Raw genomic sequence first — 22,438 nt, 5'->3', positions numbered from 1 at the left:
GTATAGATCATGAAACTGAAAAAATATATATCGTTATTCATCGCTTCCTGTAGTTGTGTCTGGGCAACCTCTTGCCTGGGTGACCTGGATCAGGAGCCGATACTGGATAAATCCAGTGCTTCCATTCATAATGAAGCTGATTGCCAGGCATTCCTTGCCAAGATCTATTCCGGTTTCGGCTTGTCGGGAAACTCTTCCGACCCGAATGTGGAACCGGACCTGCAGGGAGGTGACCAGGGGTCACTGGTTTTCCTCCGCGGACTACTTTCCATGCAGCTTTTCCCTACCGATGAGGCCATCTGGAACTGGACTGACGAAGGTATTGTGGAACTTTGCGAGATCGACTGGGATTATACGTTGCCGTATGCTTATACTTTCTATCAGCGTGCAATGTTGAATGTCCGTTATTGTAAGGAGTTCCTGGATGTGTATCACTCCGAGAGCGACATCGAGGATATTCAGAAATACCGGGATCAGGTACGTGGCCTGCGTGCAATGAATTATTATTATCTGATCGATCTTTATCGTAATCCGGGCGTTGTCTGGGACGACAGCCCTACGGACGATAAATCATGGAAACCTTCACAGATAGGAGCGGAAGCCTTGTTTGAAAAGATCGTGAACGAGCTGGTCGACCTGTCGGAGAATGGCGATCTCGATGAGACACCTTCCATGGCTACATATGGTCGTATTACTAAACCGGTGATCAATACTTTATTGGCTAAAATGTATCTGAATGCCGAAGTGTATACCGGTACGCCGATGTATGATAAAGCGGCTGCTTATGCCAAAAAGGTGATCGATGCCGGTTTCGGTTTGGAAGATAATTATGCAAACCTGTTCTGTGGTGAGAACCATCTGACAGGCATTCATAAAAATGAGATCATCTATGCCATACCATTCGACAATGTCAACGCAAAAAGCTTCGGTAGCACGATCGTCCTGACTGCAGGTGCTTTCGGTGGTGATCTCGACCAGACGTGGTTTGGTATGTCTTCATCCTGGACTTGTCTGAAACCGACTCAGCAAATGATCGAATTCTTTGATGAAAGCCCGGATGCAGGAACTGACAGTCATGGCAGCCGTATCAAGAAGGACAAACGGTATGCTTTCTACGACGGTGCCGGAACACGCACGCCCGAATCGAAGATGCAGGACTGGAACTCTGGCTATCTCTGCTATAAATTCACCAACCTGGGTTGGGACGGTGCGGCTGTAACGCCGACTCCCGATCCGAACACTGATTTCCCCTTGTTCCGTCTGGCCGATATTTATCTGATCTATGCCGAATGTGCAGCCCGTAATGCTGCCGGAACGAGAAAAGAACAGGCCGTTGAGTATGTGAACAGACTGCGCGAACGTGCTTATGGCGACCAGAGTGGAAATATAACCTTATCCGATCTGTCCCTCGATTTCATCCTCGATGAGCGTGCTCGTGAGTTATATTGGGAAGGACAGCGTCGTTCGGACCTGGTTCGTTTCGGTAAATTCACCAAGGATTATGCCTGGGCATATAAAGGCGGTACGTTGGAAGGGGTAGCCAATCTCGACAGCCGTTTCAATGTGTATCCTATCAGCGACCGTGATCTGACGGCTAATCCGAACCTGAAGCAGAACACCGGTTACGAATCTTTGAAATAATAACGATTAATCTGAAAGAAAATGAAGAAACTGAATATATTCATGCTGCTTCTGGCCGGTTCGCTTTTGTGGACCGGATGCAGCGACGACAGAGACGATAATCCGGTGTTCCAGGAACCGACCGAATTCAATCTGAATACACCGGAACAAGCATCTAACGTATATGATCTGCAAAATATTTCATCTATCGATCTGACATGCACGCAGCCCGATTATGGCTATGCAGCCGGAACAACTTATAAAGTACAGCTTTCTTTGGAAAGTACATTCAAAGATGCGGATGAGGTAGCCGGTACGACTGCTAATTATGCCACCCTGTCCAGTACTTATCAGCGCCCGGAACTGAATGTCGATGCCGTTGAATTTGCAATGGCTTTGCTGGATCTGTGGAAAGCTTCTCATGATAACGCTGAACTGCCGGAAACACCGATGCCGGTATATGTCCGTCTGCGTGCTGCTTTATCCAATAACGGAATGGGGCAGATATCGTCCAATAGTATTGAGTTGCCGAAAGTTTTGGGATATAATGTAGAACCTCCGGTGTCTTTACCTGGTCAGATGTTTTTAGTAGGTGACTTTGCTTCCGGCAGTAGTTGGGGTAAATGGGTCGAAATGATTCCGGTAACGGATACGCCGGGTAAATTTTGGTCGGTTCAGTATTTTGGCGGTAATAATGTTATGAAGTTTAATGCACAGCCTACATGGGATGGTAATCAGGTAGCTTATAGTGAAGGACTTGTTCCTGCTGAATCTGCCTCCTTTGCCGGTGTTTCCGGTGTGGATGACGGCAGTGGCGGAATGAATATCGGCGTAAAGAATGCAGGTTGGTATATCCTGGTGGTTACTACTGCATTGGAAGGTAAGAATCTGAATTATACGTTGGAATTTCTTTCTCCGGATATCTATGTAACAGGGGATGTTTCCGGTGGTTGGGATACTTTCGATGAAGCCCGTAAATTTACGGTATCTTCCGGTGAAGGTGAGTTTGTTTCACCGGCTTTTGTTGCGAGCGGGAATTTACGGCTTTGTGTTAAACTACCGTCGACAGACTGGTGGCGGACTGAATTTATAATCATGAACAATAAGATTGAATACCGGAAGAACGGAGGTGATCAGGAAGCTGTAAGCGTATCGGCCGGTCAAAAGGCTTATCTGAACTTCCTGGATGGTTCGGGGCGTATCAAATAAAGAACTCGGACGGAATTGTGTAATTGATAATTTAATTGTCGATAGTTGTAAGCAAGGTCGCTTATGGCTATCGACAATTTTTTAATAAGTGAAATAATTGGCTAAAGTTGGCTTTGAAACTACAGTAACTGTTATATTTGCAGTATAAAAACATAAAGATATGATAGTCAGAATACTTTCTCTGCTGGTATTTACGTTGATTTTTAGTTCGTGCCATGGTCAGCAAACTGCAAAAACAGAAGAAAAGGATACAACACCGAAAAGCTTTGAAATGGTTACTGTCCCGAGTATGATCACCGATCCGGGGGAACGTGCCAAATATCTGGTGCAACATTACTGGGATAAATTCGATTTTACCGATACGGCTTATATTCATTTGCCAGATATAACGGAACAGGCGTTTACCAACTACATCGACCTGATGAAGTATGTGTCTCCGGAGGTGGCTTCCTCTTCTATCAAAGGGATGATGCATAAAGTTACTGCCGATAGCACTTTCTTTGCTTATATGGCTGGTTTATATGAGAAGTATTTATACGATCCCAACTCTCCGATGCGAAATGAGGCTTTGTATATCCCTGTTCTGGAATCAGTTCTGGCAGCTCCGGTTTTGGATGAGGTCAACAAGATACGTCCGGCACATTTACTGGAGTTGGCATTGAAAAACAGAGTAGGGGAGCCGGCTACCGATTTTACTTATACGCTGGCGAGTGGAAAAACAGGTACATTATATAATGTAAAGGCTGATTATCTGTTATTATTCTTTTATAATCCGGATTGTCATGCTTGTAAAGAGATTACGGAGCAGTTACAGTCTTCACCGCTGATCTCTGATTTGCAGAAAAACAAAAAACTAAAAGTCCTGGCTGTCTATCCGGACGAAGACCTGGAAGCATGGCGCAACCATATTCCGGATGTTCCGGCAGAATGGATCAATTCTTATGACAATACAGTTAGCCTTAAAAATGATGAAATATATGATTTGAAAGCAATACCTACACTTTATCTCCTGGATAAAGACAAAAAAGTCATTTTGAAAGATGTCACATTCAACCAGTTGATGGAGTTTTTACAAATGCAAACAAACTAATATGTAAATAGACAAATTGAGTATGAGAACAACGTTATTATCATTAGCCCTTTTGGCAGGAGTTAGTCTGACTGCGTCTGCCCAGTTCAAAATCGGAGGAAAAACTATCAATACCAAGAAAGTTGTCAGTGCTGCAACCGATGTGGCAAAAGCGATCACACTGAGTGATGCCGATATAGCCAATATGAGCCGTGAATATATTGAGTGGATGGATACGCATAATGAAGTGGCAGGTCCTGATACGGAAATGGGAGCACGTTTGGAGCGTTTGACCAAAGATATAAAAGTCGAAGGGCTGAATTTGAATTTCAAAGTATATAATGTGATAGACGTCAATGCTTTTGCCTGTGGAGACGGAAGTGTGCGTGTTTGTGGCGGATTAATGAAGATCATGGACGACAATGAGGTAATGGCTGTTATCGGCCATGAGATCGGTCACGTTCTCCATTCCGATTCAAAGGATGCCATGAAGAATGCTTATCTGACTTCGGCTGCCAAGAATGCGGCAGGGGCAACCAGCGATGTTGTTGCTAAGTTGTCTGATTCTCAGTTGGGTGATCTGGCTACGGCTTTGGCTGGTGCACAGTATTCGCAGAAGCAGGAGAATGAAGCGGATGATTATGGCTTTGAGTTTAGTGTAGCTAATGGATATGACCCTCACAGCATGCATGATTCATTGGCTAAATTATTGGAATTGAGTGCAGATGCACCTAAGTCATCCAAGTTCCGCCAGCTCTTTTCCAGCCATCCGGAAACGGAGAAACGGGTTCAACGAATGAAAGAAAAAGCAGACAATTATACAAAGTAGTACGTATATTATGTTACCGTCTCTTAAACGGGCGGAATCTTTACTGAAATATTGCTAAAATACCTCTATTTATGCCGGAAAAGCATGTTGGATAACATAAAAGTGCTTATATTTGCACTGTGTTTTTCATGGTATTAGATTTAAGGTTAGCAATGAAGATTGGTTGTCGGGAGACAACCTTTTCTTTTTTATACACCTGACTAATCATTTTCAGACTTTCCCACTTTTAATTCCGAAATAATATTACTTTTGTATAGTGACTATAAAACTTATATGGTGTGGATACAAAAATAAAATTACGGGTTCAGGGGCTAACGAATAGTCAGATTCAGTCCGGAGCTTACGCTTTGATACTGGCAGAGGAAAACGGAGCCCGTCGTATACCAATTATAGTAGGAACTTCAGAGGCACAATCCATAGCTATTGCATTGGAACATATTACGCCTCCCAGACCTCTTACTCACGATTTGTTTGTAACTTTTGCACAGGCTTTTGCCATTCAGTTGCGGGAGGTTTTTATTTATAAATTTGAAGACGGGGTTTTTTATTCGGAACTGCTGTTCGATGATGGTATCACCCAGGTGCGCCTTGATTCGCGTACGTCGGATGCGATTGCAATCGCCCTTCGTGTGAAATGTGATATCTATACGACAGAACAGATCGTGACCGAATGTGGCGTAGTGCTGGAAGAAGCTACGTTGCTGGATGATAAAGACGATGATGAATATGCTTTACTGGACAAAGAACCGGAAGATATAAAAGACGAAGTTGAATTAAAGAAATGGCTTTCTCTTTTGGACGAGGATGAATTGAGCGAGCGGCTGGAAGAAGCAATCGCCGATGAGAATTACGAATACGCCAAGATGTATAAAGATGAGATCCGCCGGCGTGAAGAAGAGGAGGGCAGTGCCAAATGATAGATCAACAGAGTGGGATCAGCCTTGAATCCCTGTTACGTGGAATACTGGGGATTGTGACAGTACTGGCTGTGGCTTACGCCTTGAGTCAGGATCGGAAACGGATCGACTGGAAGCTGATCGGAGGCGGTTTGATCATGCAGATTCTGTTTGCACTGGCTGTTCTTTATATTCCTTTTGTGGGAACCGCTTTGGAATGGACGGGAAAGGCTTTTATCAAACTGATGGATTTCACTCAAGCTGGCGTAGGTTTTTTATTGGGACCGTATGCTTCTAAAAGTAACGGCTTTATCTTTCTGATTCACTCATTACCTGTTGTTATATTCTTTTCTGCGTTGGTGTCGCTCTTTTATCACTGGGGGATTATTCAGCGCGTGGTGGGGGCTTTCTCCTGGGTACTGCGAAAATTTATGAATATCTCAGGGGCGGAAGGCTTGGTTACTTCCGGCAATATATTCATGGGAATGACGGAATCTCCCGTACTTATAAAGAATTATTTGCCGGCGATGAACCGGTCTGAAATATTTTTGGTCATGGTTTCGGGAATGGGTACGATTGCCGGAACGGTTATGGCTACGTATATCGGGATGCTTTCGGGGGGCGATCCGGTTGCCCGGGTATTGTTTGCCAAGCATCTGATCTCTGCGTCCCTGATGGCTGCTCCCGGATCGATCGTCCTGGCAAAGATGCTTTGTCCGCAGACAGAAGTGGCAGTCGATCAGGCTGCCAGCCTGGAAAAAGGTAGTTCACATCCGACTGCATTGGATGCGTTAGCTTCCGGAACATCTACCGGCATACGTCTGATGGTGAATATTGCGGCAATGTTGCTGGTCTTTATTGCTTTGGTTGCATTGGCCAATTATTTGCTGGAAGGTTTATTGGGCCGTTATACCGGATTGAATGAATGGATCGTTTCGGTGACTGACGGAAAAGCACACGGATTGACGTTCCAGTTTATTCTGGGAGTAATTTTGGCTCCGTTCATGTGGCTGATCGGTATTCCGTCGCCGGATATCATGCTGGTAGGCTCTTTACTGGGACAAAAGACGATCCTGAATGAATTTGTCGCTTATTTTCAGTTACAGGAGTGGAAAGATGCCGGTATGTTCATGTACCAGAAGTCGATATTGATGTCTACTTATATATTATGTGGCTTTGCCAATATTTCGTCTATCGGGATTTTGTTGGGAGGAATGGGTGTGCTGGCTCCGGAAAAGAAGGAGATGATCACTCGTTTCGGTTTTCCGGCGATGATTGCCGGTGCCTTGGTTTCAGTCCTTTCCGCGACGATTATTGGTATGATACTTGGGTAATTGATAATTGACAAATTGATAATTTGAGATGCAGATATTTTATACACCTGACATTGCGGTGAATCCGGAATTGCCGGAAGAGGAGGCGGGTCATTGTATCCGTGTGCTTCGTCTGACTGAAGGAGACGAGATTTTGTTGACAGACGGAAAAGGTTTTTTTTATAAAGCGGCTATCAGCCGTGCCCATCATAAACATTGCGAGGTTTCTATCCTGGAAAGCTGGGAACAACCGGCATTATGGAATTTCCAGCTTCATATTGCTGTTGCACCTACCAAAAATATGGATCGGATGGAATGGTTTATGGAGAAGGCTACTGAGATCGGGATTAATGCAATCACTTGTCTGAACTGCCGTTTTTCGGAGCGACGCGAAATTAAACCAGCCCGTTTGGAGAAAATATTGGTCAGTGCGATGAAGCAGTCACAAAAAGCGACCTTACCGGAATTGACTGGTATGATTGATTTTAAGAGCTTTGTAAAACAACCATTTGAAGGTCGTAAATTTATAGCCCATTGTGAAGAAACTGAAAAGAAATTGCTGAAACATCTTTATCATCCGGGAGAGAATGCTTTGGTTTTGATTGGGCCGGAAGGTGATTTCAGTCCTGAAGAGATTGAGTTGGCTTTGCAGCAGGGATTTGAACCGATTTCATTGGGGGAAAGCCGCCTGCGGACGGAAACTGCCGCGTTGGTGGCTTGCCATACGATACATGTCCTGAATCAATAGTGACCACTAAAAATAGAACGATGACAGAAAAGGAAAAATGCCGTCTAGGCTTATTGTATGATGCCAATTATGACACAGAGATATTGGCAGATCGTGAAAGAGCAAAAGAGTTGCTTTATGATTACAATCGTCTGCGTCCCTCACAGCAGGGAGAAAGGATGCAGCTGTTAAAACAGCTCCTGGGGAAGACTGGTAATAGCCTGATCATCGAACCGCCTTTTGCCTGCGACTATGGTTATAACATCGAAGTAGGGGAGAACTTTTATGCCAATGTGAACCTGGTTATCCTGGACGGAGCCAAAGTCAGTATCGGTGATAATGCCTTTATCGCTCCGAATGTCGGTATCTACACAGCCGGCCATCCTCTGGATGTGGAACAGCGCAACCGTGGACTTGAATATGCCCTCCCTGTGACGATCGGTCATAATGTATGGATTGGTGCCGGCGTCTCCATCCTGCCCGGAGTGATGATTGGCGATAATACTGTTGTCGGTGCCGGAAGCGTGGTGACGAAAGATATTCCATCGAATGTATTGGCGGTAGGCAATCCTTGTCGGGTGGTGAAGGAGATTAAATAGTTTCTAGTACTCATCCGGATAGCATAATTGCATATTTTTCTTTGAACACATCTGTTGAGTATGTTAAAAAATGTATAGGAGGATTGCTGCTGTCATATAATAGTTATGAAACCACAGAATAGGTTGCCTGAATGCGTTCTTGTTTTTGGGACACCTTAATTAATGAGCTTTCTTCGACTAAAAGGTCTAAAAATCAGGGATGAAGAAATCGCATTAGCCATCTTTGCATTTTGCAAATAAATAAAAAAGAAGCATCTTTATTTTGTTTGTTTTTAATATTTCTACCTTTGCAAACAACTAGCGCTAGTTGTTTAAACTTATTTCCTAAATAAGTTTAAACGAGCGATATACTAGTTTATGAAAAAATGCTGGAAGCGAAGGTTGCGCAGAAACCGGCGTGATCCGAAAAATGTCAACAACATCGCTCGGCAAAACCAACAGGCCGACAAGGCAGAACGTTACCTCGCAAAAGTCACCCCTTCCTCACAAAGGAAGCTGGCTAAAGCGATCTTCTTGATGCTCGACGAACGATGGACAGGAGCCGAAATGGCCGAAGCTGTAACTGCCAATCTAAAAATCGTAAAGCGGATGTAATAATATATGCGAAGAAAGCTATTTATTAATATTAAATTTCAACTGAAAATAAATGAAAGAGAAGTATGAAAAACCTGTCGTTGAAGTTGTACAGGTAGAGTTTAATGAGTGTATTGCGGGATCGACACCTCCTCCAGGACCTACGGTACGTAGAGGAAGTTCTGAACATTTGAACTTGGGTGGAGCTAGCAGTTCTAGAACCTGGGGGGAGATTTTTCCTGCTAATTGAATTTGGTAGGTTTATGATTAACTTAAAGCTATAATTCTTAAAGAACAAATGAAGGAATTAGGTAAAATAAAGCAAGTCTTTTTCGGTTTCATGGCGGTTGTTTTGATGACAGCTTGTTCAGCCGAAGAAGAATTGGGACAAGAGCCCCAATTAAACAGCAATATAGAATGGAAGCCGATGAGTTTTTCGGCTGGTGTAGAACAGGGAACAGTTGTTGAGACCAGAGCAAAGGGCGAACTGGATGACAATGATCTTCCAGTAGCTGCCTATCCGGCAAAGTTGGGTATCTATATGCATAAGACTGACCTTGATGGAAAGGTTTCTGGAACACTCACTATCAATGAGGAAGGTAGTAATGATAATCGTTTTGCCCGATTCGTCTATGGATTAGATGAGACGAAGAATTACATTTATATTAAAAAAAACAAAACCGACAGTGATGATGAGCAGTATCGCTTGAAGTGTAAGATTGATCCTCAATCAAAAAAGGAAGGTGCTTATCCGGATGACTGTGATGTATTCTTCTTTACTTCTCTGAAAGAGTCTGGAAATATACCATTCCCAGAAGCAAAAAATAATACTTATGACAAGTTGTTTCCTGATGCTCGTGAGGAATTTGGTGATAGATTATTCGTTTCGAAAGGTTATTTTTTTCGATGGAAAGCTGATGGTAGCTTGGGGCTATTTACGATACAACCAAACGATTATAAGTCCGACCCTGCCGGTGAGTATGAAGTAGTGGAACTGCCAAACTGGAATGAAGCGGAATTAAATTTAGTCATGAACCGCTTGACTGCCTGTGTCACTGTCAGGTTGATGTTGATAGAGCGATATGATTCTGACGGTTCACCAGTGAGTCTATTTGGGGAAGAAGACCTTACTGACAAGTTTGAAGCAGTAAATAAGACAAATGCGGCTCTGCGAGAGTTTGTTGCTAAAGGCAGCTATAGCCAAACGGTTAAAGACGATTTTAAGGATTTTGATGTGCAAGATATTTTTGTTCGGAAAAAATTGTTCACAAACTATCCGCCGGTTTACGACTGGCAAAGTGGGTTGAACACTAAGAAGTCTAGGATACCTTTGTATTTATGTAATTTAGATCATCCTAGTTGGATAGATGCTACTACTAGATACGAAATCTCACCAAAGCTTATAGTATATAGCTTAACTGCTACTTGTGACAATGAACCTTTTATTCCAACAACTATAGACGGTCGTCCTGGCATTCCTGGTTTATCCTTAGTCCTGTTTTTGGGGATTGGTGACCATGAGACTGGAACATATAAGAACCTAGTGCCTTTTAAAATTTCACTTACTAGTGATTTCAGTGTTAGTCCTAATACACATACTTATGTCTATATCGGAGTGACACTGAAAGACATTGTCGATTTGTATCGACATTTGTCGGGAGAAGCTCAACCGGACTTTAAAACCCGTTCAGCCTCTTCTATGCCTGAGATTGTTTTGCCTTCAAACCAGTTATTCATAACTTCCGAGCCTTACACCGGCCAACACGCACATTGAAACTAGAGAGTAAGATTTTCCCTCATATAACTTCAATACACACGTTTCAGCCTTCAGCTGTGTTTTCAATAAATACGGTTGAAGGATACTGAAACGGTATCTTTCTGATTGCGGTAGTCACTTGGAGTGGCTGCCGCAACTGTATTTGGTAGCTGCTACAGATATATCAAATCACGGCCTACCCATTATAAAAAAGCCTGTGTCAATACAAACACAGGCTTTTTTATATTCTTATTTATCAAATCTTACTCCCACTCAATAGTTGCATTGGGTTTCGGAGACATATCGTAGCAAACGCGGTTTACGTTCTTTACCTCTTTCAAGATACGATCTGTGATCTTCATCAGGATAGGCCAGTCTACTGGTTCGATAGTTGCGGTCATTGCATCAACCGTATTGACGGCGCGGATGATAACAGGCCAGTCGAAAGAACGGGCATTGTCGCGTACGCCCACCGATTTGAAATCGGGCACTACTGTGAAATATTGCCATACCTTCTTATCCAAACCAGCCTTTTGGAATTCTTCACGCAGGATAGCATCCGATTCACGAACGGCTTCCAGTCTGTCGCGCGTAATAGCACCCAGACAACGTACACCTAGACCAGGACCGGGGAACGGCTGGCGGTAAACCATTTCGTACGGCAAGCCCAATTCCAGACCACAAGCACGAACTTCGTCCTTGAATAACTGACGCAGCGGTTCAACTAATTCGAACTGCAGATCATCAGGCAGACCACCTACGTTGTGGTGAGACTTCACCATCTTCGCAGTCTTCGTTCCACTTTCCACGATATCCGGATAAATAGTTCCCTGAGCCAGGTAATCTATACCGTCCAGTTTACGTGCTTCCTCTTCGAATACGCGGATAAATTCTCCACCGATGATCTTACGTTTTTCTTCCGGATCGGCAACGCCTGCCAGTTTATCGAGAAAACGGTCGGTAACATCTTTGTATATCAAGTTGGCATTCAACTTGTTTTTGAATACTTCAACGACATCTTCCGATTCACCTTTACGCATCAAACCATGGTTTACATGTACGCAAACCAGCTTGTCGCCGATCGCTTTCAGAAGCAGTGCGGCAACAACCGAGCTGTCGACTCCGCCCGATAAGGCCAATAATACTTTCTTATCGCCAACCTGGCGTCTTACCAGTTCAATCTGGTCATTGACAAAGTTTGTCATGTTCCAGTTGGCTTCCGCTTTGCAAGTATCGAAAACAAACGGTTTGACAGCTTTCTTGATAGCTTCTATATCGTCGGTAAATTCACCCAGTTTAACTTCGCATAATGCTTTGTCGTGACCGGCAGCCATAACGGGAATTCCCATGGAATAAATAGCCGGATCCACATCGATGGCAACACCGTCGATTACATGGTTAGGACCACCGTTGATGATGATACCTTTTACGTTCGGGAGAGCTTTCAATTCTCCGACAGTGATGTCGTGAGGATAAATTTCACTGTAAACTCCCAATGCACGGATAGCTCTTGCCAATACCGTATTTTCATGACTTCCCAGGTCTAAAATAACGATCATATCTTGTTTCATCGTATTCCTATTAAAATTAGTATGTTAATTAGATTATCCTTCTGCTTGTTTTATTCCCACTCAATTGTTGCAGGCGGTTTGGAACTGATGTCGTACACAACGCGGTTCACACCTTTTACCTTATTGATAATTTCGTTGGATACTTTTGCCAGAAATTCGTAAGGCAATTGTGCCCAGTCGGCTGTCATGGCATCGGTAGATGTTACGGCACGTAAAGCGACCGTATTTTCATAGGTGCGTTCGTCGCCCATTACTCCGACCGACTGGATCGGAAGCAGGATTACTCCGGCCTGCCAGATTTTGTCGTAAAGCCCCCATTCGCGCATCAGTGACATATAAATATCGTCGGCATCCTGGAGGATACGTACTTTTTCAGGAGTAATATCACCTAAGATACGGATACCTAGACCAGGACCGGGGAACGGATGGCGTTTGATCAGGTGCGGCTGCATACCCATCTCGATACCGACACGGCGAACTTCGTCTTTGAAAAGCAGGCGAAGCGGTTCTACCAACTTCAGTTTCATCGTGTCAGGCAGACCGCCCACATTATGATGGCTCTTGATCACAGTCCCTGTAATGGATAAAGACTCGATTACGTCCGGATAGATCGTACCTTGTCCCAACCATTTGATATCTTTCAGCTTATGAGCTTCTTCGTCGAATACATCGATAAAGCCTTTACCGATAATCTTACGTTTCTGCTCCGGCTCGGTCACTCCGGCCAATGCTTTATAGAATTTATCTTTGGCATTCACCCCGATAACATTCAAGCCCAGGTGTTCGTAATCTTTCATTACGTTTTCGAACTCATTCTTGCGTAACAAGCCGTGATCGACGAAGATGCAAGTCAGGTTTTTGCCGATTGCCTTGTTCAGCAATACCGCTGTAACGGAAGAGTCCACACCGCCCGATAAGGCGAGGATCACTTTGTCGTCGCCCAGCTGTTCTTTCAGTTCGGCTACTGTCGATTCGATGAAAGAAGCCGGTGTCCAGTCTTTGGCGCATCCGCAGATATTCAGGAAATTATCCAGCAATTTGGTTCCGTCTGTAGAGTGGAACACTTCCGGATGGAATTGTACGCCCCAGGTCTGTTCGCCTTCCACATGATAAGCGGCAGCCTTCACGTCGTCCGTGCTGGCGATCACCTTAAAGTTGTCAGGCAATACGGTGATTGTATCTCCATGTGACATCCATATCTGTGAACCTGTATCGATGCCTTTCAGCAGAGGATCATCATTGTTGATATACGATAGATTCGCACGTCCATACTCGCGTGAGTTGGCCGGTTCTACATTGCCTCCGGATGTATAAGCCAGAAACTGAGCCCCGTAACAGATTCCTAAAACCGGATACTTGCCACGAATTTCACTCAAGTCGGCCTTGAAAGCATTTTCGTCGTAAACGGAGTAAGGACTTCCTGAAAGGATCACACCTTTCACATCTGTTGCATCATGGGGAAATTTGTTGTAGGGAATGATCTCGCAATACATGTTTAATTCTCTGACCCTGCGGCCAATCAATTGCGTTGTTTGCGAGCCGAAATCAAGAATAATAAGTTTCTCGTGCATGCAGTTATTATTTAATTGAGTGCGGCAAAGGTAGTAATTTTATTTAGAAAATCTGTAAAGCTCATCCTATATATAAAGGTACCGATGGGGGGATTTCAATATATTTTTTATGATTTCACAAAAGTTTCATCCGAAAGAAACTATATTTTCTCCCGAAAGAAACTAAAAAGATGTCGGTATATGTTGAAAGGATGGTTTAGTTCTTAAAAAATGTATAAACAGACTGGATATGTTTTAATACATCTGATTAAACATTACCTTTGTACGTTCATTTTTAGAAGAACCGTATGGATACAGAAAAGAAAGAAACAAAGGAAATAAATAAGCTCTCATTATTAATCATGGCAGTAGTCGTTTTGATACTGATTATTGCCGGTGCCGCTTACTATATTTATCAGCAGAAACAGCAGATGAATGATTTGGTTGAGGCGTATGATTTGGATAAGCAAACGCTTGAAGACGAGTTTAATGAGCTGTCTATGCAATATGAAGGGTATCAGTTTAAGGTGGGTAATGATTCCTTGATGAGTCTGTTGTCTACGGAACAGGCGAAAGTTCAGCGATTGATGGAAGAACTTCGTACTGTGAAAGCGACGAATACCAAAGAAATAGCCCGTTTGAAGAAAGAACTGGAAACGCTTCGTAAGATCATGCGTAACTATGTGGTCCAAATCGACTCTCTGAACAGAGCGAATGAACAATTGCAGGTAGAGAAAAAAGAAGCCGTTCAGAAATACCAGCGTGCCACTTCGCAGGCTGCCACCTTAAAGAAAGAAAAAGAAAAACTGTCTGAACGCGTTACCCTGGCAAGCCGCCTGGATGCGACGGGTATCACGGTTACTCCGGTCAATTCGCGTGGAAAACTGGCGAAGAAGATCAAACGTATGGAACGTTTCGTACTGGACTTCCGCATAGCTAAAAATATTACCGCTCCTGTCGGAGAAAAGACCGTTTACGTGCGTATCATGAAGCCGGACGACGATGTGCTGGTGAAGAGCCGTGCGGATGTTTTCGCCTTTGAAGGAAAAGACATCAACTACTCGATGAAGAAACTGATCGAATATGACGGGGAAGAATATCCGGTTACTATGTATTGGGATATCGAGGAATTCCTTTCTCCGGGAACTTATCGGGTGGATATTTTTATTGACGGCAACCTGATCGGAAAGATAAACTTCACGTTGGAAGATTAACGATGGAGACAGATGCTCATTTGACAAAGCTTTTAGCGGATCTTCCGGAATCTTTGGCCCGTGACGAAGTTTTTGTAAGTGAGCTTAACAACATCACCAAAGTGGTCGCTGTCGACAAAGGTGACTATCTGCTCCGCACCGGCGAAATATGCCAGGATGCCTATTTTATAAATAAAGGACTATTCATTAATTTATATGTAAGCGAAAAAGGGGATGAATGCGTAACCGGTTTTTCTTCCGATTACTTATATCCTTTCCTGTCCGCTATCGGATATTTTACCCAGGCACCTTCCGAGTTCGAGATCAAGGCGTTGGAATCCGGAGAACTGCTCCGGCTATCACGTGCTCATATCGAGGATCTTTCCCTACGCTATCCGTTATTTGCGTCGTATTACCAGAATGCGATGCTGACCATTATATCGAAGCTGTATTCCATGTTTGCTATCCGCCAGTCCTGTACCGCCGAAGAATTTATCAAATATCTTTACAATCACTACATGTGGATCATGCAGCGTGTTCCCGACAAATATATTGCCCAATATATGGGAATCAGCAATGCGTGGTATTGCAAGCTGAAAAAGCGCATCTTTAATTGAATTAATTCAATTTTATATTTAAAGTAAACCAGTACTTTTGCATCGGAAAATCGTACTTTTGTTTGTGTACGAAGAATATAGGATTATCGACTATAAACAATAGGAGATAGCTGGTTGTTTTTTATTATGAATAAGGGTGATAAATTGTTTTAGTGGTTAAAATAAAGTCTCCGGATGAAAAAACAATAAAAAGATGAAACGGATTATCGTATTAGTAGGATTGTTGGTTTGGTCTGGTTATGCCAATTCCCAACAAACGCTGACATTGGAAGAATGTCGAAACTTAGCTATTCAGAATAATAAAGAATTGCAAATGTCCGGTGAAAAAGTGAAGGCGGCTAATGAAGAAAAAAAGGCGGCTTTTACTAAATATTTCCCGCAACTTTCCGCGATGGGAGGCTATATGTGGAATCAGAAAGATATCAATCTGCTGGACATGGACGCTTTGAGTGCCAAACTGGGTTCTGCCCTGGGACCTATTGCGCAGCTTCCTGTTTTCGGTCAACTGATGGGAGGAGTGGACGAGATGCAGCATCTGGATGTACAGAATATCTGGGTAGGAGGTGTTTCGCTGGTTCAGCCTGTCTTCATGGGAGGAAAGATAGTCTCCTATAATCAAATCACCAAATATGCCCGCGAGCTGGCTGAGTCGATGAACGACCTTCAGCTACAGGAAGTCATTTATAAAACCGATGAAACATACTGGCAGGTGATCTCTTTGGTCAATAAAAAGAAGCTGGCGGATGCCTATGTCGGATTGCTCCGTAAAATGGACAGCGATGTGACGGCCATGATTGCAGAAGGCGTTGCTACGCAGGCAGATGGACTCTCGGTGAAAGTGAAGCTGAATGAAGCGGAAATGGCACAGACGAAGGTGGACAATGGTCTGGCTTTATCGCGTATGTTGCTGGCGCAGATTTGCGGATTGCCCCTCGATGAACCTTTGGCACTGGCAGATGAAAACATAGAGAATTTCCCTGTACATGCGAATGATGCCGTTGCGAATGTCAATGAAGCTTTTACAAACCGCGATGAACTGAAAAGCCTGGAACTGGCAACAAAGATCTATCAGAAAAAAGAACGTATTGTTTTAGCGGATATGTTACCGAATGTCGCCCTGTCGGCAAACTATCTGGTAACGAATCCGAATGCATTCAATGGCTTTAAGAATGAATTTGCCGGAATGTTCAATGTGGGCGTAATGGTAAAGGTGCCTTTATCCGGTTGGTGGGAAGGTAGTTATAAACGGAATGCCGCCCGTGCCGAGACACGTATCCAGATGTTGCAACTGATGGAAGCGCGTGAAAAAGTTGAATTGCAGGTGAACCAGTCTGTTTATAAAGTGAATGAAGCCAATAAGAAACTGACCGCTTCTTCCCGTAATATGGAGAATGCGGAAGAAAACCTTCGTCATGCTAATCTGGGTTTTGAAGAAGGTGTTATTCCGGCACTGAACCTGATGGAGGCGCAGACTGCCTGGGTTTCGGCTCGCTCCAGCCTGATCGATGCCCAGATAGAGGTGAAATTAACAGAAGTCTACCTGTCGAAGGCTATGGGTAAACTCTCGGTAGACAAACAGAAGTAATAACAATAAAAATATACAAAGATGAACGAGAATAAAAAGTTTTCGATCAGCAACATGATGTTGGCATTTATCACGGTATTGGTCGTGATCGGATTAGTCGCATTGACCGGTTTCTTTTTGCTTACTCCTCCCGATGATATTATTATGGGGCAGGCAGAAGCCAACCAGGTTCGTATTTCCGGAAAAGTTCCCGGACGAATCGAATCGTATCGTTTTGATGAAGGAGATAAAGTGAAAGCCGGCGACACACTGGTCTATCTGAATACGCCGGAAGTGCTGGCGAAACTGCAGCAGGCGGAAGCCGCTCAGAAAGCCGCTGAAGCACAGAGTGCGAAAGCGATCAAAGGTGCCCGTGCGCAGGAAATAGCCGGTGCTTACGAAATGTGGCAGAAAGCACAGGCGGGGCTTGAAATAGCGAAGAAATCGTATACCCGTGTTCAGAACCTTTACGAGAAAGGAGTCATGTCCGCTCAGAAAAGGGATGAAGCCGAAGCGAATTATAAAGCGATGGTAGCTACGGAGAAAGCAGCTAAGTCACAGTACGATATGGCGATGGACGGTGCCCGTTCGGAAGACAAAGCGGCAGCGGCAGCCCTGGTTCAGCAGGCCGGAGGCGCGGTAGCGGAAGTGGAATCTTATCTGAAAGAGTCGGCTTTGGTTTCACCGATCGACGGCGAAGTATCCGAACGTTTCCCGCAGGTGGGAGAGTTGGTCGGAACCGGTGCACCGATCATGAATATTACCGACCTGAACGATATGTGGATATCATTCAGCGTGCGTGAAGATCTGTTGAAAGACATCAAGATCGGATCGGAACTGAATGCTTTCATACCTGCACTCGACAATAAGCCTGTGAAACTGAAGGTATATTATCTGAAAGACATGGGATCGTATGCCGCCTGGAAAGCGACGAAGACAACCGGACAGTTCGATTCCAAGACTTTCGAGGTACGTGCTCGTCCGCAGGAGAAAATAGCTGACCTGCGTCCCGGAATGTCTGTTGTAATGAAGAAAAAAGGAAACGAAATATTATGACATTGAAGCAGAGTTTACATAGTATCTGGAATGTGGCGAAGCGGGAGATGCAGCGGCTGACATCGAAGCCGATCTATTTCTTCTGTATGCTGATCGCTCCGGTTCTTTGTGTCGTCTTCTTCCTGTCACTGATGCAGGAGGGGTTGCCGACCAATTTGCCGATCGCCGTGGTCGACATGGATGGCTCTGCTACTTCCCGCAACCTGATCCGGCAGCTGGATGCTTTCGAGCAGACTGAAGTGGTCTATAAGACTGCCACGTTCGACGATGCACGCCGGGAAATGCAAAAAGGAAATGTGTATGGTATTTTCTATATACCGAAAGATTTTGCCGTGGAAGCAACTACGGGCAAACAGCCTACCTTGTCCTTTTATACGAACGGGACATATCTGATCGCAGCGTCCTTGCTTTTCAGGGATATGAAGACCATGTCTGTTCTGGCGGGTGCTTCAGTCGGTTTGCAGACCGGACTGGCGAAAGGATATACGACTGACCAGATCATGGGACAGCTTCAGCCGGTAGTGGTTGATACGCATGCACTCGGTAATCCCTGGCTGAACTATTCCGTTTATCTGAATAATACGATTTTGCCGGGGATGCTTCAGTTGATGATCTTTTTGGTGACGGTTTTCAGTATCGGAACGGAACTGAAATACTCGACTGCCCGCCAGTGGCTGCAGACCGGAGGCAACTCGTTTACAATAAGCCTGTTGGGGAAACTTCTGCCGCAGACAGTTATCTTCACGGTAATAGCGCTGTTGTGTAGTTCTGCCTTATACGGCTTCAATGCCTTTCCGTTGAATAGCGGATGGATGCCGATGGTCGCAGCTTTGTTCCTGCTGGTTATTGCTTCGCAGGCGGTAGGCGTATTTATGATCGGAGCATTACCGACTTTACGTCTGGGTCTGAGTTTTGCCAGTTTGTTCGGGATGATTGCCTTTTCTATTGTCGGTTTTTCTTTCCCGGTTTTGGGAATGGATCCGACCTTGCAGGCATTAAGTACCCTGTTCCCCCTGCGTCATTATTTCCTGATCTATGTGGATCAGGCATTGAATGGGAGAGACTTGTTTTATTCATGGACGGAGTATCTGTGGTTGACGGGCTTTCTGATCTTGCCGTTCCTGATCGGGAAACATCTCAAGAATGCATTGCTGTACTTTAAGTATATTCCGTAAAACAGAAAGTAATGAAAAGAGAACATCGTTTACGATATATAATCAAAGAAGGCATTCAGGATACCTTTTTTATCTGGAGAGACGAGTTGAAGAATGTCTTCAAAGACTCGGGAGTCATGATCTTTTTCTTCCTGGTCCCGTTCGTCTATCCGCTTTTGTATGCTTTTATCTATAACAACGAAGTGGTGCACAATGCCAAAATGGTTGTTGTGGACCAGTCGGATTCATATCTGAGCCGAGAATATATCCGTAAGGTAGATGCGACAGCCGACGTGAAGGTGGTCGCTGTATGTGCGGATATGGAGGAGGCAAAACGGATGCTGGATGAGAAAAAAGCATACGGGATATTGTATTTTCCCGGTGAGTTCAGTAAAGACATACATAAAGGAAAGCAAGCGACTGTTTCGCTTTATTGCGACATGAGTGCGTTGCTGTTTTATAAGGCTTTCCTGTTGGCAACAACCGAAGTTTCGTTTGAAATAGGCAAGGAACTCCGGGCACAGAATAACCCGTCGTCGACGATAGAGCAGGAGAAGATTACGATCAATCCTATTCCGTATGAATCGGTAGCCCTGTTCAATTCGCAAAATGGCTTTGCCAGCTTTCTTGTCCCGGCTATCTTGATTTTGGTTATCCAGCAAACATTGATCCTGGGGATCGGTATGTTGGGAGGAACTGCACGCGAAAAGAACCGTTTTCACAGCCTGGTGCCGGTCAGCCGTCATTTTAACGGGACGTTGCGTATCGTATTCGGTAAATCGCTTACTTATCTGTTGCTATACGTAGTCGTTTGTATCTGGGCTTTAGGAGTGGTACCGAAGTTATTCTCATTGCCGCAGGTGGGTGAGCCGTGGACGGTCATGCTGTTTGTTCTGCCTTATCTGTTCGCCTCCATCTTTTTGTCGATGACGTTATCCGGGTTTATGACCAGCCGTGAGTCGCCGATGCTTGTTTTTGTTTTTACCTCGGTGATCCTGTTGTTTATCTCGGGTGTTTCCTGGCCCAAGGAAGCGATTCCTCCGTACTGGAAGGCAGTAGGCTATCTTTTCCCTTCAACTCCGGGTATACAAGGATTTATCCGTATTAATACGGCAGGAGCCACTTTGAATGAAGTCGCTCACGAATATCGTACGCTGTGGATACAGGCAGGCGTTTATTTTATTACCGCATGCATGATTTACAGATATCAGATTCTGCGTAGCCGGAAACTGATCATAAAACAATATCGGTATATGAAGATGCAACGAATGCTGCATGGTAGTCAAAAGTAGTGTTTTTGATGGATTTTAACGAAATAATGTTAGAATCCATCAAATATAGTCTTACTTTTGTACAAATTCTCAATCAAACTTAATTTTTAGTACTATGCAGAACAGACGTAACTTTTTGAAGCAAGCTTCAATGTTGCTTGCAGGAGGTTTAGTTGCACCTCAGTTATTATCTTCTTGTGCCGAAAAATCGAAGAAACATATCGGTTTACAGTTGTATTCTTTAAGAGACCTTGTAAAAGATGAGGGTATTCAGACTGTATTGGAGACTGCTTCCAAAATGGGATATACAAATCTGGAAACAGCCGGTTACAATAACGGTAAGATCTATGGAATGGCTCCTGCCGAATTTAAGAAAATGTGTAATGACCTCGGTATGAAATGTACCAGTGCTCACCTGGGACAGGAGTTCACAAAAGAAAAAGAAGCAGAAGTAATGAGCTGGTGGGATCAGGCGATCGACGCTCATAATGAATTAGGCGTTAAATATATGGTTCAGCCCTGGATGCCGGTGAACGACCAGACTACGTTGGATGACCTGAAGATGTATTGTGATTATTTCAATACGGTAGGTTATAAGACGGCTGCCGCCAGTATTGCATTCGGTTATCACAACCATGCATTTGAATTCCGTAAGATAGAAGATAAGTTGATTTACGATTTCCTGTTGGATAACGTAAGTCCCAATCATGTATTCTTCCAGATGGACGTTTACTGGGTGAAAGAAGGTGGTGCAGATCCTGTTGCTTATCTGAAATCCCGTCCGAGCCAGTTCAAAACCATTCATATTAAAGATGATATGGAAATCGGTGCGAGCGGTAAGATTGATTTCAAGCCTATCTTCGATCAGATGTATGCCAATAATGTAAAAGACTGGTACGTTGAAGTAGAAGAATATACAAATAATAATCCGGTTGAAAGCTGTCAGCAAAGTTTTGACTATCTGAATGCGGCAGATTATGTAAAATAACATCGTAGGGGCGGGGTTTGCCCGCCCTTCCATAATGTTTGAATTTTATTGCATCAAGGGCAGGCAGACCCTGCCCCTACAGATATGTATTTCATTATATTATCCCAGTCGTTTGCCAGGTTCGTCATATCCGGATATAACAGGTCGGCTCCTGCATCCAGCAGCACTTTATCGGGCAGCGGTCCCGTATTTACTGCAATTGTAAAGATACCGGCAGCAACGCCCGCTTCCACACCCATTGGTGCATTCTCCACGACAAAGGCTTCATTCGCCTTTACTCCGGCTTTTTCCAGTCCCATCAGATAAGGTTCGGGATGAGGTTTGCCATATTTCACATCAAAGGCCGTAACCATCTTCTCGCGGGTAAAATAACCGGGATACGTATGTTCCAGCTTATTGATGAGGCTATGTTGTCCCGAGCCGGTAACGACTAGTGTCTGTAAACCATGGCTTTTAGCCTGTTTTAAAACCTCGGCAGCACCAGTCATCGCTTTACCATCATTGTATTTGTTGAAAAGCATTGCTTTCTTGTCATATATATCCTGCTTCTCTTGATCTGTTGCGTCACGTTGAAATGTACGCTGATATAACTCATTGATTGTACTTTCTCCGGTACGACCTTCAAACATATAAAAATCTTCTTTTACGGCTTGAAGTTGATGATTTATGGCTGTCTCATACCAGGCTTGGGCATGAAAACGCATTGAGTCGTAGAGCACGCCATCCATATCGAAAAGTACGGCTTTGGGCGAAAGATAATCCTGTTTCTGCTTTTGCAGATAACACTTGATAGCTTCTTGTATCATTCTGTTCATATTCTTAATAATCTCTGCAAAGTTACGAAAATAGTGGTTGTCAAAACTCTTTTTATACACAATGCTCA

20 protein-coding genes are annotated in these 22,438 nt (G+C 44.1%); 17 read left to right on the top strand and 3 right to left on the bottom strand.

Annotation, left to right across the window (positions count from 1 at the left end; translation table 11 throughout):
• The first annotated feature begins 9 nt into the window (after positions 1 to 9).
• From DXD68_RS21635 to DXD68_RS21590, 10 genes are all read left to right on the top strand, one after another.
• Entirely contained in the window at positions 10 to 1,641 is a 1,632-nt protein-coding gene (locus DXD68_RS21635; protein ID WP_122363536.1) for a RagB/SusD family nutrient uptake outer membrane protein, read from the top strand.
• A gap of 21 nt (positions 1,642 to 1,662) precedes the next feature.
• On the top strand, positions 1,663 to 2,829 hold the full coding sequence (locus DXD68_RS21630) for a SusF/SusE family outer membrane protein (RefSeq protein ID WP_122363535.1): 1,167 nt from the start codon (positions 1,663 to 1,665) through the stop codon (positions 2,827 to 2,829).
• 160 nt (positions 2,830 to 2,989) lie between these two features.
• The gene (locus DXD68_RS21625; protein ID WP_122363534.1) at positions 2,990 to 3,919 is read left to right on the top strand and encodes a DUF5106 domain-containing protein; all 930 of its coding nucleotides are present in this window, start codon (positions 2,990 to 2,992) and stop codon (positions 3,917 to 3,919) included.
• Positions 3,920 to 3,941: 22 nt separating this feature from the next.
• Complete coding sequence (locus tag DXD68_RS21620; protein ID WP_122363533.1) at positions 3,942 to 4,727, top strand: M48 family metallopeptidase; 786 nt, start codon at positions 3,942 to 3,944, stop codon at positions 4,725 to 4,727.
• Positions 4,728 to 5,005: 278 nt separating this feature from the next.
• Positions 5,006 to 5,644, top strand: a complete 639-nt coding sequence (locus DXD68_RS21615; protein WP_122363532.1) for a bifunctional nuclease family protein — start codon at positions 5,006 to 5,008, stop codon at positions 5,642 to 5,644.
• Positions 5,641 to 6,957, top strand: coding sequence for a NupC/NupG family nucleoside CNT transporter (locus tag DXD68_RS21610; protein ID WP_122363531.1), 1,317 nt, complete (start codon positions 5,641 to 5,643; stop codon positions 6,955 to 6,957). The genes DXD68_RS21615 and DXD68_RS21610 overlap by 4 nt, the downstream gene beginning before the upstream one ends.
• Before the next feature lie 28 nt (positions 6,958 to 6,985).
• The gene (locus DXD68_RS21605) at positions 6,986 to 7,684 is read left to right on the top strand and encodes a 16S rRNA (uracil(1498)-N(3))-methyltransferase (protein ID WP_122363530.1); all 699 of its coding nucleotides are present in this window, start codon (positions 6,986 to 6,988) and stop codon (positions 7,682 to 7,684) included.
• 20 nt (positions 7,685 to 7,704) lie between these two features.
• Positions 7,705 to 8,262: a sugar O-acetyltransferase gene (locus DXD68_RS21600; protein WP_122363529.1), complete on the top strand. Its 558-nt coding sequence runs from the start codon at positions 7,705 to 7,707 to the stop codon at positions 8,260 to 8,262.
• Between the two features lie 357 nt (positions 8,263 to 8,619).
• A complete protein-coding gene (locus tag DXD68_RS21595) occupies positions 8,620 to 8,856 on the top strand; it encodes a hypothetical protein (protein WP_122363528.1) in 237 nt (78 codons plus the stop codon).
• Between the two features lie 277 nt (positions 8,857 to 9,133).
• On the top strand, positions 9,134 to 10,609 hold the full coding sequence (locus DXD68_RS21590; RefSeq protein WP_122363527.1) for a hypothetical protein: 1,476 nt from the start codon (positions 9,134 to 9,136) through the stop codon (positions 10,607 to 10,609).
• Between the two features lie 245 nt (positions 10,610 to 10,854).
• Here the strand turns inward: DXD68_RS21590 and guaA (DXD68_RS21585) are convergent, their stop codons facing one another.
• Both guaA (DXD68_RS21585) and guaA (DXD68_RS21580) read right to left on the bottom strand, forming a co-directional pair.
• Entirely contained in the window at positions 10,855 to 12,162 is a 1,308-nt protein-coding gene (gene guaA / locus DXD68_RS21585) for a glutamine-hydrolyzing GMP synthase (protein WP_122363526.1), read from the bottom strand.
• Positions 12,163 to 12,212: 50 nt separating this feature from the next.
• A complete protein-coding gene (gene guaA / locus DXD68_RS21580) occupies positions 12,213 to 13,733 on the bottom strand; it encodes a glutamine-hydrolyzing GMP synthase (protein ID WP_122363525.1) in 1,521 nt (506 codons plus the stop codon).
• A gap of 287 nt (positions 13,734 to 14,020) precedes the next feature.
• Here guaA (DXD68_RS21580) and DXD68_RS21575 point away from each other — a divergent pair, with 287 nt between their 5' ends.
• The 7 genes from DXD68_RS21575 (at position 14,021) to DXD68_RS21545 (ending at position 21,555) form a co-directional block, all read left to right on the top strand.
• Positions 14,021 to 14,926: a hypothetical protein gene (locus DXD68_RS21575; protein WP_122363524.1), complete on the top strand. Its 906-nt coding sequence runs from the start codon at positions 14,021 to 14,023 to the stop codon at positions 14,924 to 14,926.
• A gap of 2 nt (positions 14,927 to 14,928) precedes the next feature.
• On the top strand, positions 14,929 to 15,522 hold the full coding sequence (locus tag DXD68_RS21570; protein WP_122363523.1) for a Crp/Fnr family transcriptional regulator: 594 nt from the start codon (positions 14,929 to 14,931) through the stop codon (positions 15,520 to 15,522).
• A gap of 193 nt (positions 15,523 to 15,715) precedes the next feature.
• Positions 15,716 to 17,107, top strand: coding sequence for a TolC family protein (locus DXD68_RS21565; RefSeq protein ID WP_122363522.1), 1,392 nt, complete (start codon positions 15,716 to 15,718; stop codon positions 17,105 to 17,107).
• A 21-nt stretch (positions 17,108 to 17,128) separates the two neighbouring features.
• A complete protein-coding gene (locus DXD68_RS21560) occupies positions 17,129 to 18,142 on the top strand; it encodes an HlyD family secretion protein (RefSeq protein WP_122363521.1) in 1,014 nt (337 codons plus the stop codon).
• Positions 18,139 to 19,317: an ABC transporter permease gene (locus tag DXD68_RS21555; protein WP_122363520.1), complete on the top strand. Its 1,179-nt coding sequence runs from the start codon at positions 18,139 to 18,141 to the stop codon at positions 19,315 to 19,317. Before DXD68_RS21560 ends, DXD68_RS21555 begins: the two co-directional genes overlap by 4 nt.
• Before the next feature lie 11 nt (positions 19,318 to 19,328).
• Positions 19,329 to 20,588 carry an ABC transporter permease gene (locus DXD68_RS21550; protein ID WP_122363519.1) on the top strand — a complete coding sequence of 420 codons (1,260 nt, stop codon included), beginning with the start codon at positions 19,329 to 19,331 and terminating at the stop codon, positions 20,586 to 20,588.
• 94 nt (positions 20,589 to 20,682) lie between these two features.
• Positions 20,683 to 21,555 (top strand): sugar phosphate isomerase/epimerase family protein, encoded by an 873-nt coding sequence (locus tag DXD68_RS21545; protein WP_122363518.1) that lies wholly within the window; start codon positions 20,683 to 20,685, stop codon positions 21,553 to 21,555.
• Positions 21,556 to 21,608: 53 nt separating this feature from the next.
• On the opposite strand, the gene DXD68_RS21540 is transcribed toward DXD68_RS21545, so the two are convergent.
• Entirely contained in the window at positions 21,609 to 22,361 is a 753-nt protein-coding gene (locus DXD68_RS21540) for an HAD family hydrolase (protein WP_122363580.1), read from the bottom strand.
• Between the last annotated feature and the right edge of the window lie 77 nt (positions 22,362 to 22,438).

It is taken from the genome of Parabacteroides sp. TM07-1AC (assembly GCF_003480915.1).
GTDB classification, from domain to species: Bacteria; Bacteroidota; Bacteroidia; order Bacteroidales; family Tannerellaceae; genus Parabacteroides; species Parabacteroides chongii.
The sequence above is the reverse complement of the archived record's forward strand: the minus strand, read 5'-3'. Positions and strand labels throughout refer to the sequence as shown.

What these genes read in the sequence shown, in the direction of transcription:
- DXD68_RS21635 (WP_122363536.1), top strand. Translation starts at nt 10, where the DNA reads ATGAAACTGAAAAAATATATATCGTTATTCATCGCTTCCTGTAGTTGT.
- DXD68_RS21630 (WP_122363535.1), top strand. Translation starts at nt 1,663, where the DNA reads ATGAAGAAACTGAATATATTCATGCTGCTTCTGGCCGGTTCGCTTTTG.
- DXD68_RS21625 (WP_122363534.1), top strand. Translation starts at nt 2,990, where the DNA reads ATGATAGTCAGAATACTTTCTCTGCTGGTATTTACGTTGATTTTTAGT.
- DXD68_RS21620 (WP_122363533.1), top strand. Translation starts at nt 3,942, where the DNA reads ATGAGAACAACGTTATTATCATTAGCCCTTTTGGCAGGAGTTAGTCTG.
- DXD68_RS21610 (WP_122363531.1), top strand. Translation starts at nt 5,641, where the DNA reads ATGATAGATCAACAGAGTGGGATCAGCCTTGAATCCCTGTTACGTGGA.
- DXD68_RS21605 (WP_122363530.1), top strand. Translation starts at nt 6,986, where the DNA reads ATGCAGATATTTTATACACCTGACATTGCGGTGAATCCGGAATTGCCG.
- DXD68_RS21600 (WP_122363529.1), top strand. Translation starts at nt 7,705, where the DNA reads ATGACAGAAAAGGAAAAATGCCGTCTAGGCTTATTGTATGATGCCAAT.
- DXD68_RS21595 (WP_122363528.1), top strand. Translation starts at nt 8,620, where the DNA reads ATGAAAAAATGCTGGAAGCGAAGGTTGCGCAGAAACCGGCGTGATCCG.
- DXD68_RS21590 (WP_122363527.1), top strand. Translation starts at nt 9,134, where the DNA reads ATGAAGGAATTAGGTAAAATAAAGCAAGTCTTTTTCGGTTTCATGGCG.
- guaA (WP_122363526.1), bottom strand. Translation starts at nt 12,162, where the DNA reads ATGAAACAAGATATGATCGTTATTTTAGACCTGGGAAGTCATGAAAAT.
- guaA (WP_122363525.1), bottom strand. Translation starts at nt 13,733, where the DNA reads ATGCACGAGAAACTTATTATTCTTGATTTCGGCTCGCAAACAACGCAA.
- DXD68_RS21575 (WP_122363524.1), top strand. Translation starts at nt 14,021, where the DNA reads ATGGATACAGAAAAGAAAGAAACAAAGGAAATAAATAAGCTCTCATTA.
- DXD68_RS21570 (WP_122363523.1), top strand. Translation starts at nt 14,929, where the DNA reads ATGGAGACAGATGCTCATTTGACAAAGCTTTTAGCGGATCTTCCGGAA.
- DXD68_RS21565 (WP_122363522.1), top strand. Translation starts at nt 15,716, where the DNA reads ATGAAACGGATTATCGTATTAGTAGGATTGTTGGTTTGGTCTGGTTAT.
- DXD68_RS21560 (WP_122363521.1), top strand. Translation starts at nt 17,129, where the DNA reads ATGAACGAGAATAAAAAGTTTTCGATCAGCAACATGATGTTGGCATTT.
- DXD68_RS21555 (WP_122363520.1), top strand. Translation starts at nt 18,139, where the DNA reads ATGACATTGAAGCAGAGTTTACATAGTATCTGGAATGTGGCGAAGCGG.
- DXD68_RS21550 (WP_122363519.1), top strand. Translation starts at nt 19,329, where the DNA reads ATGAAAAGAGAACATCGTTTACGATATATAATCAAAGAAGGCATTCAG.
- DXD68_RS21545 (WP_122363518.1), top strand. Translation starts at nt 20,683, where the DNA reads ATGCAGAACAGACGTAACTTTTTGAAGCAAGCTTCAATGTTGCTTGCA.
- DXD68_RS21540 (WP_122363580.1), bottom strand. Translation starts at nt 22,361, where the DNA reads ATGATACAAGAAGCTATCAAGTGTTATCTGCAAAAGCAGAAACAGGAT.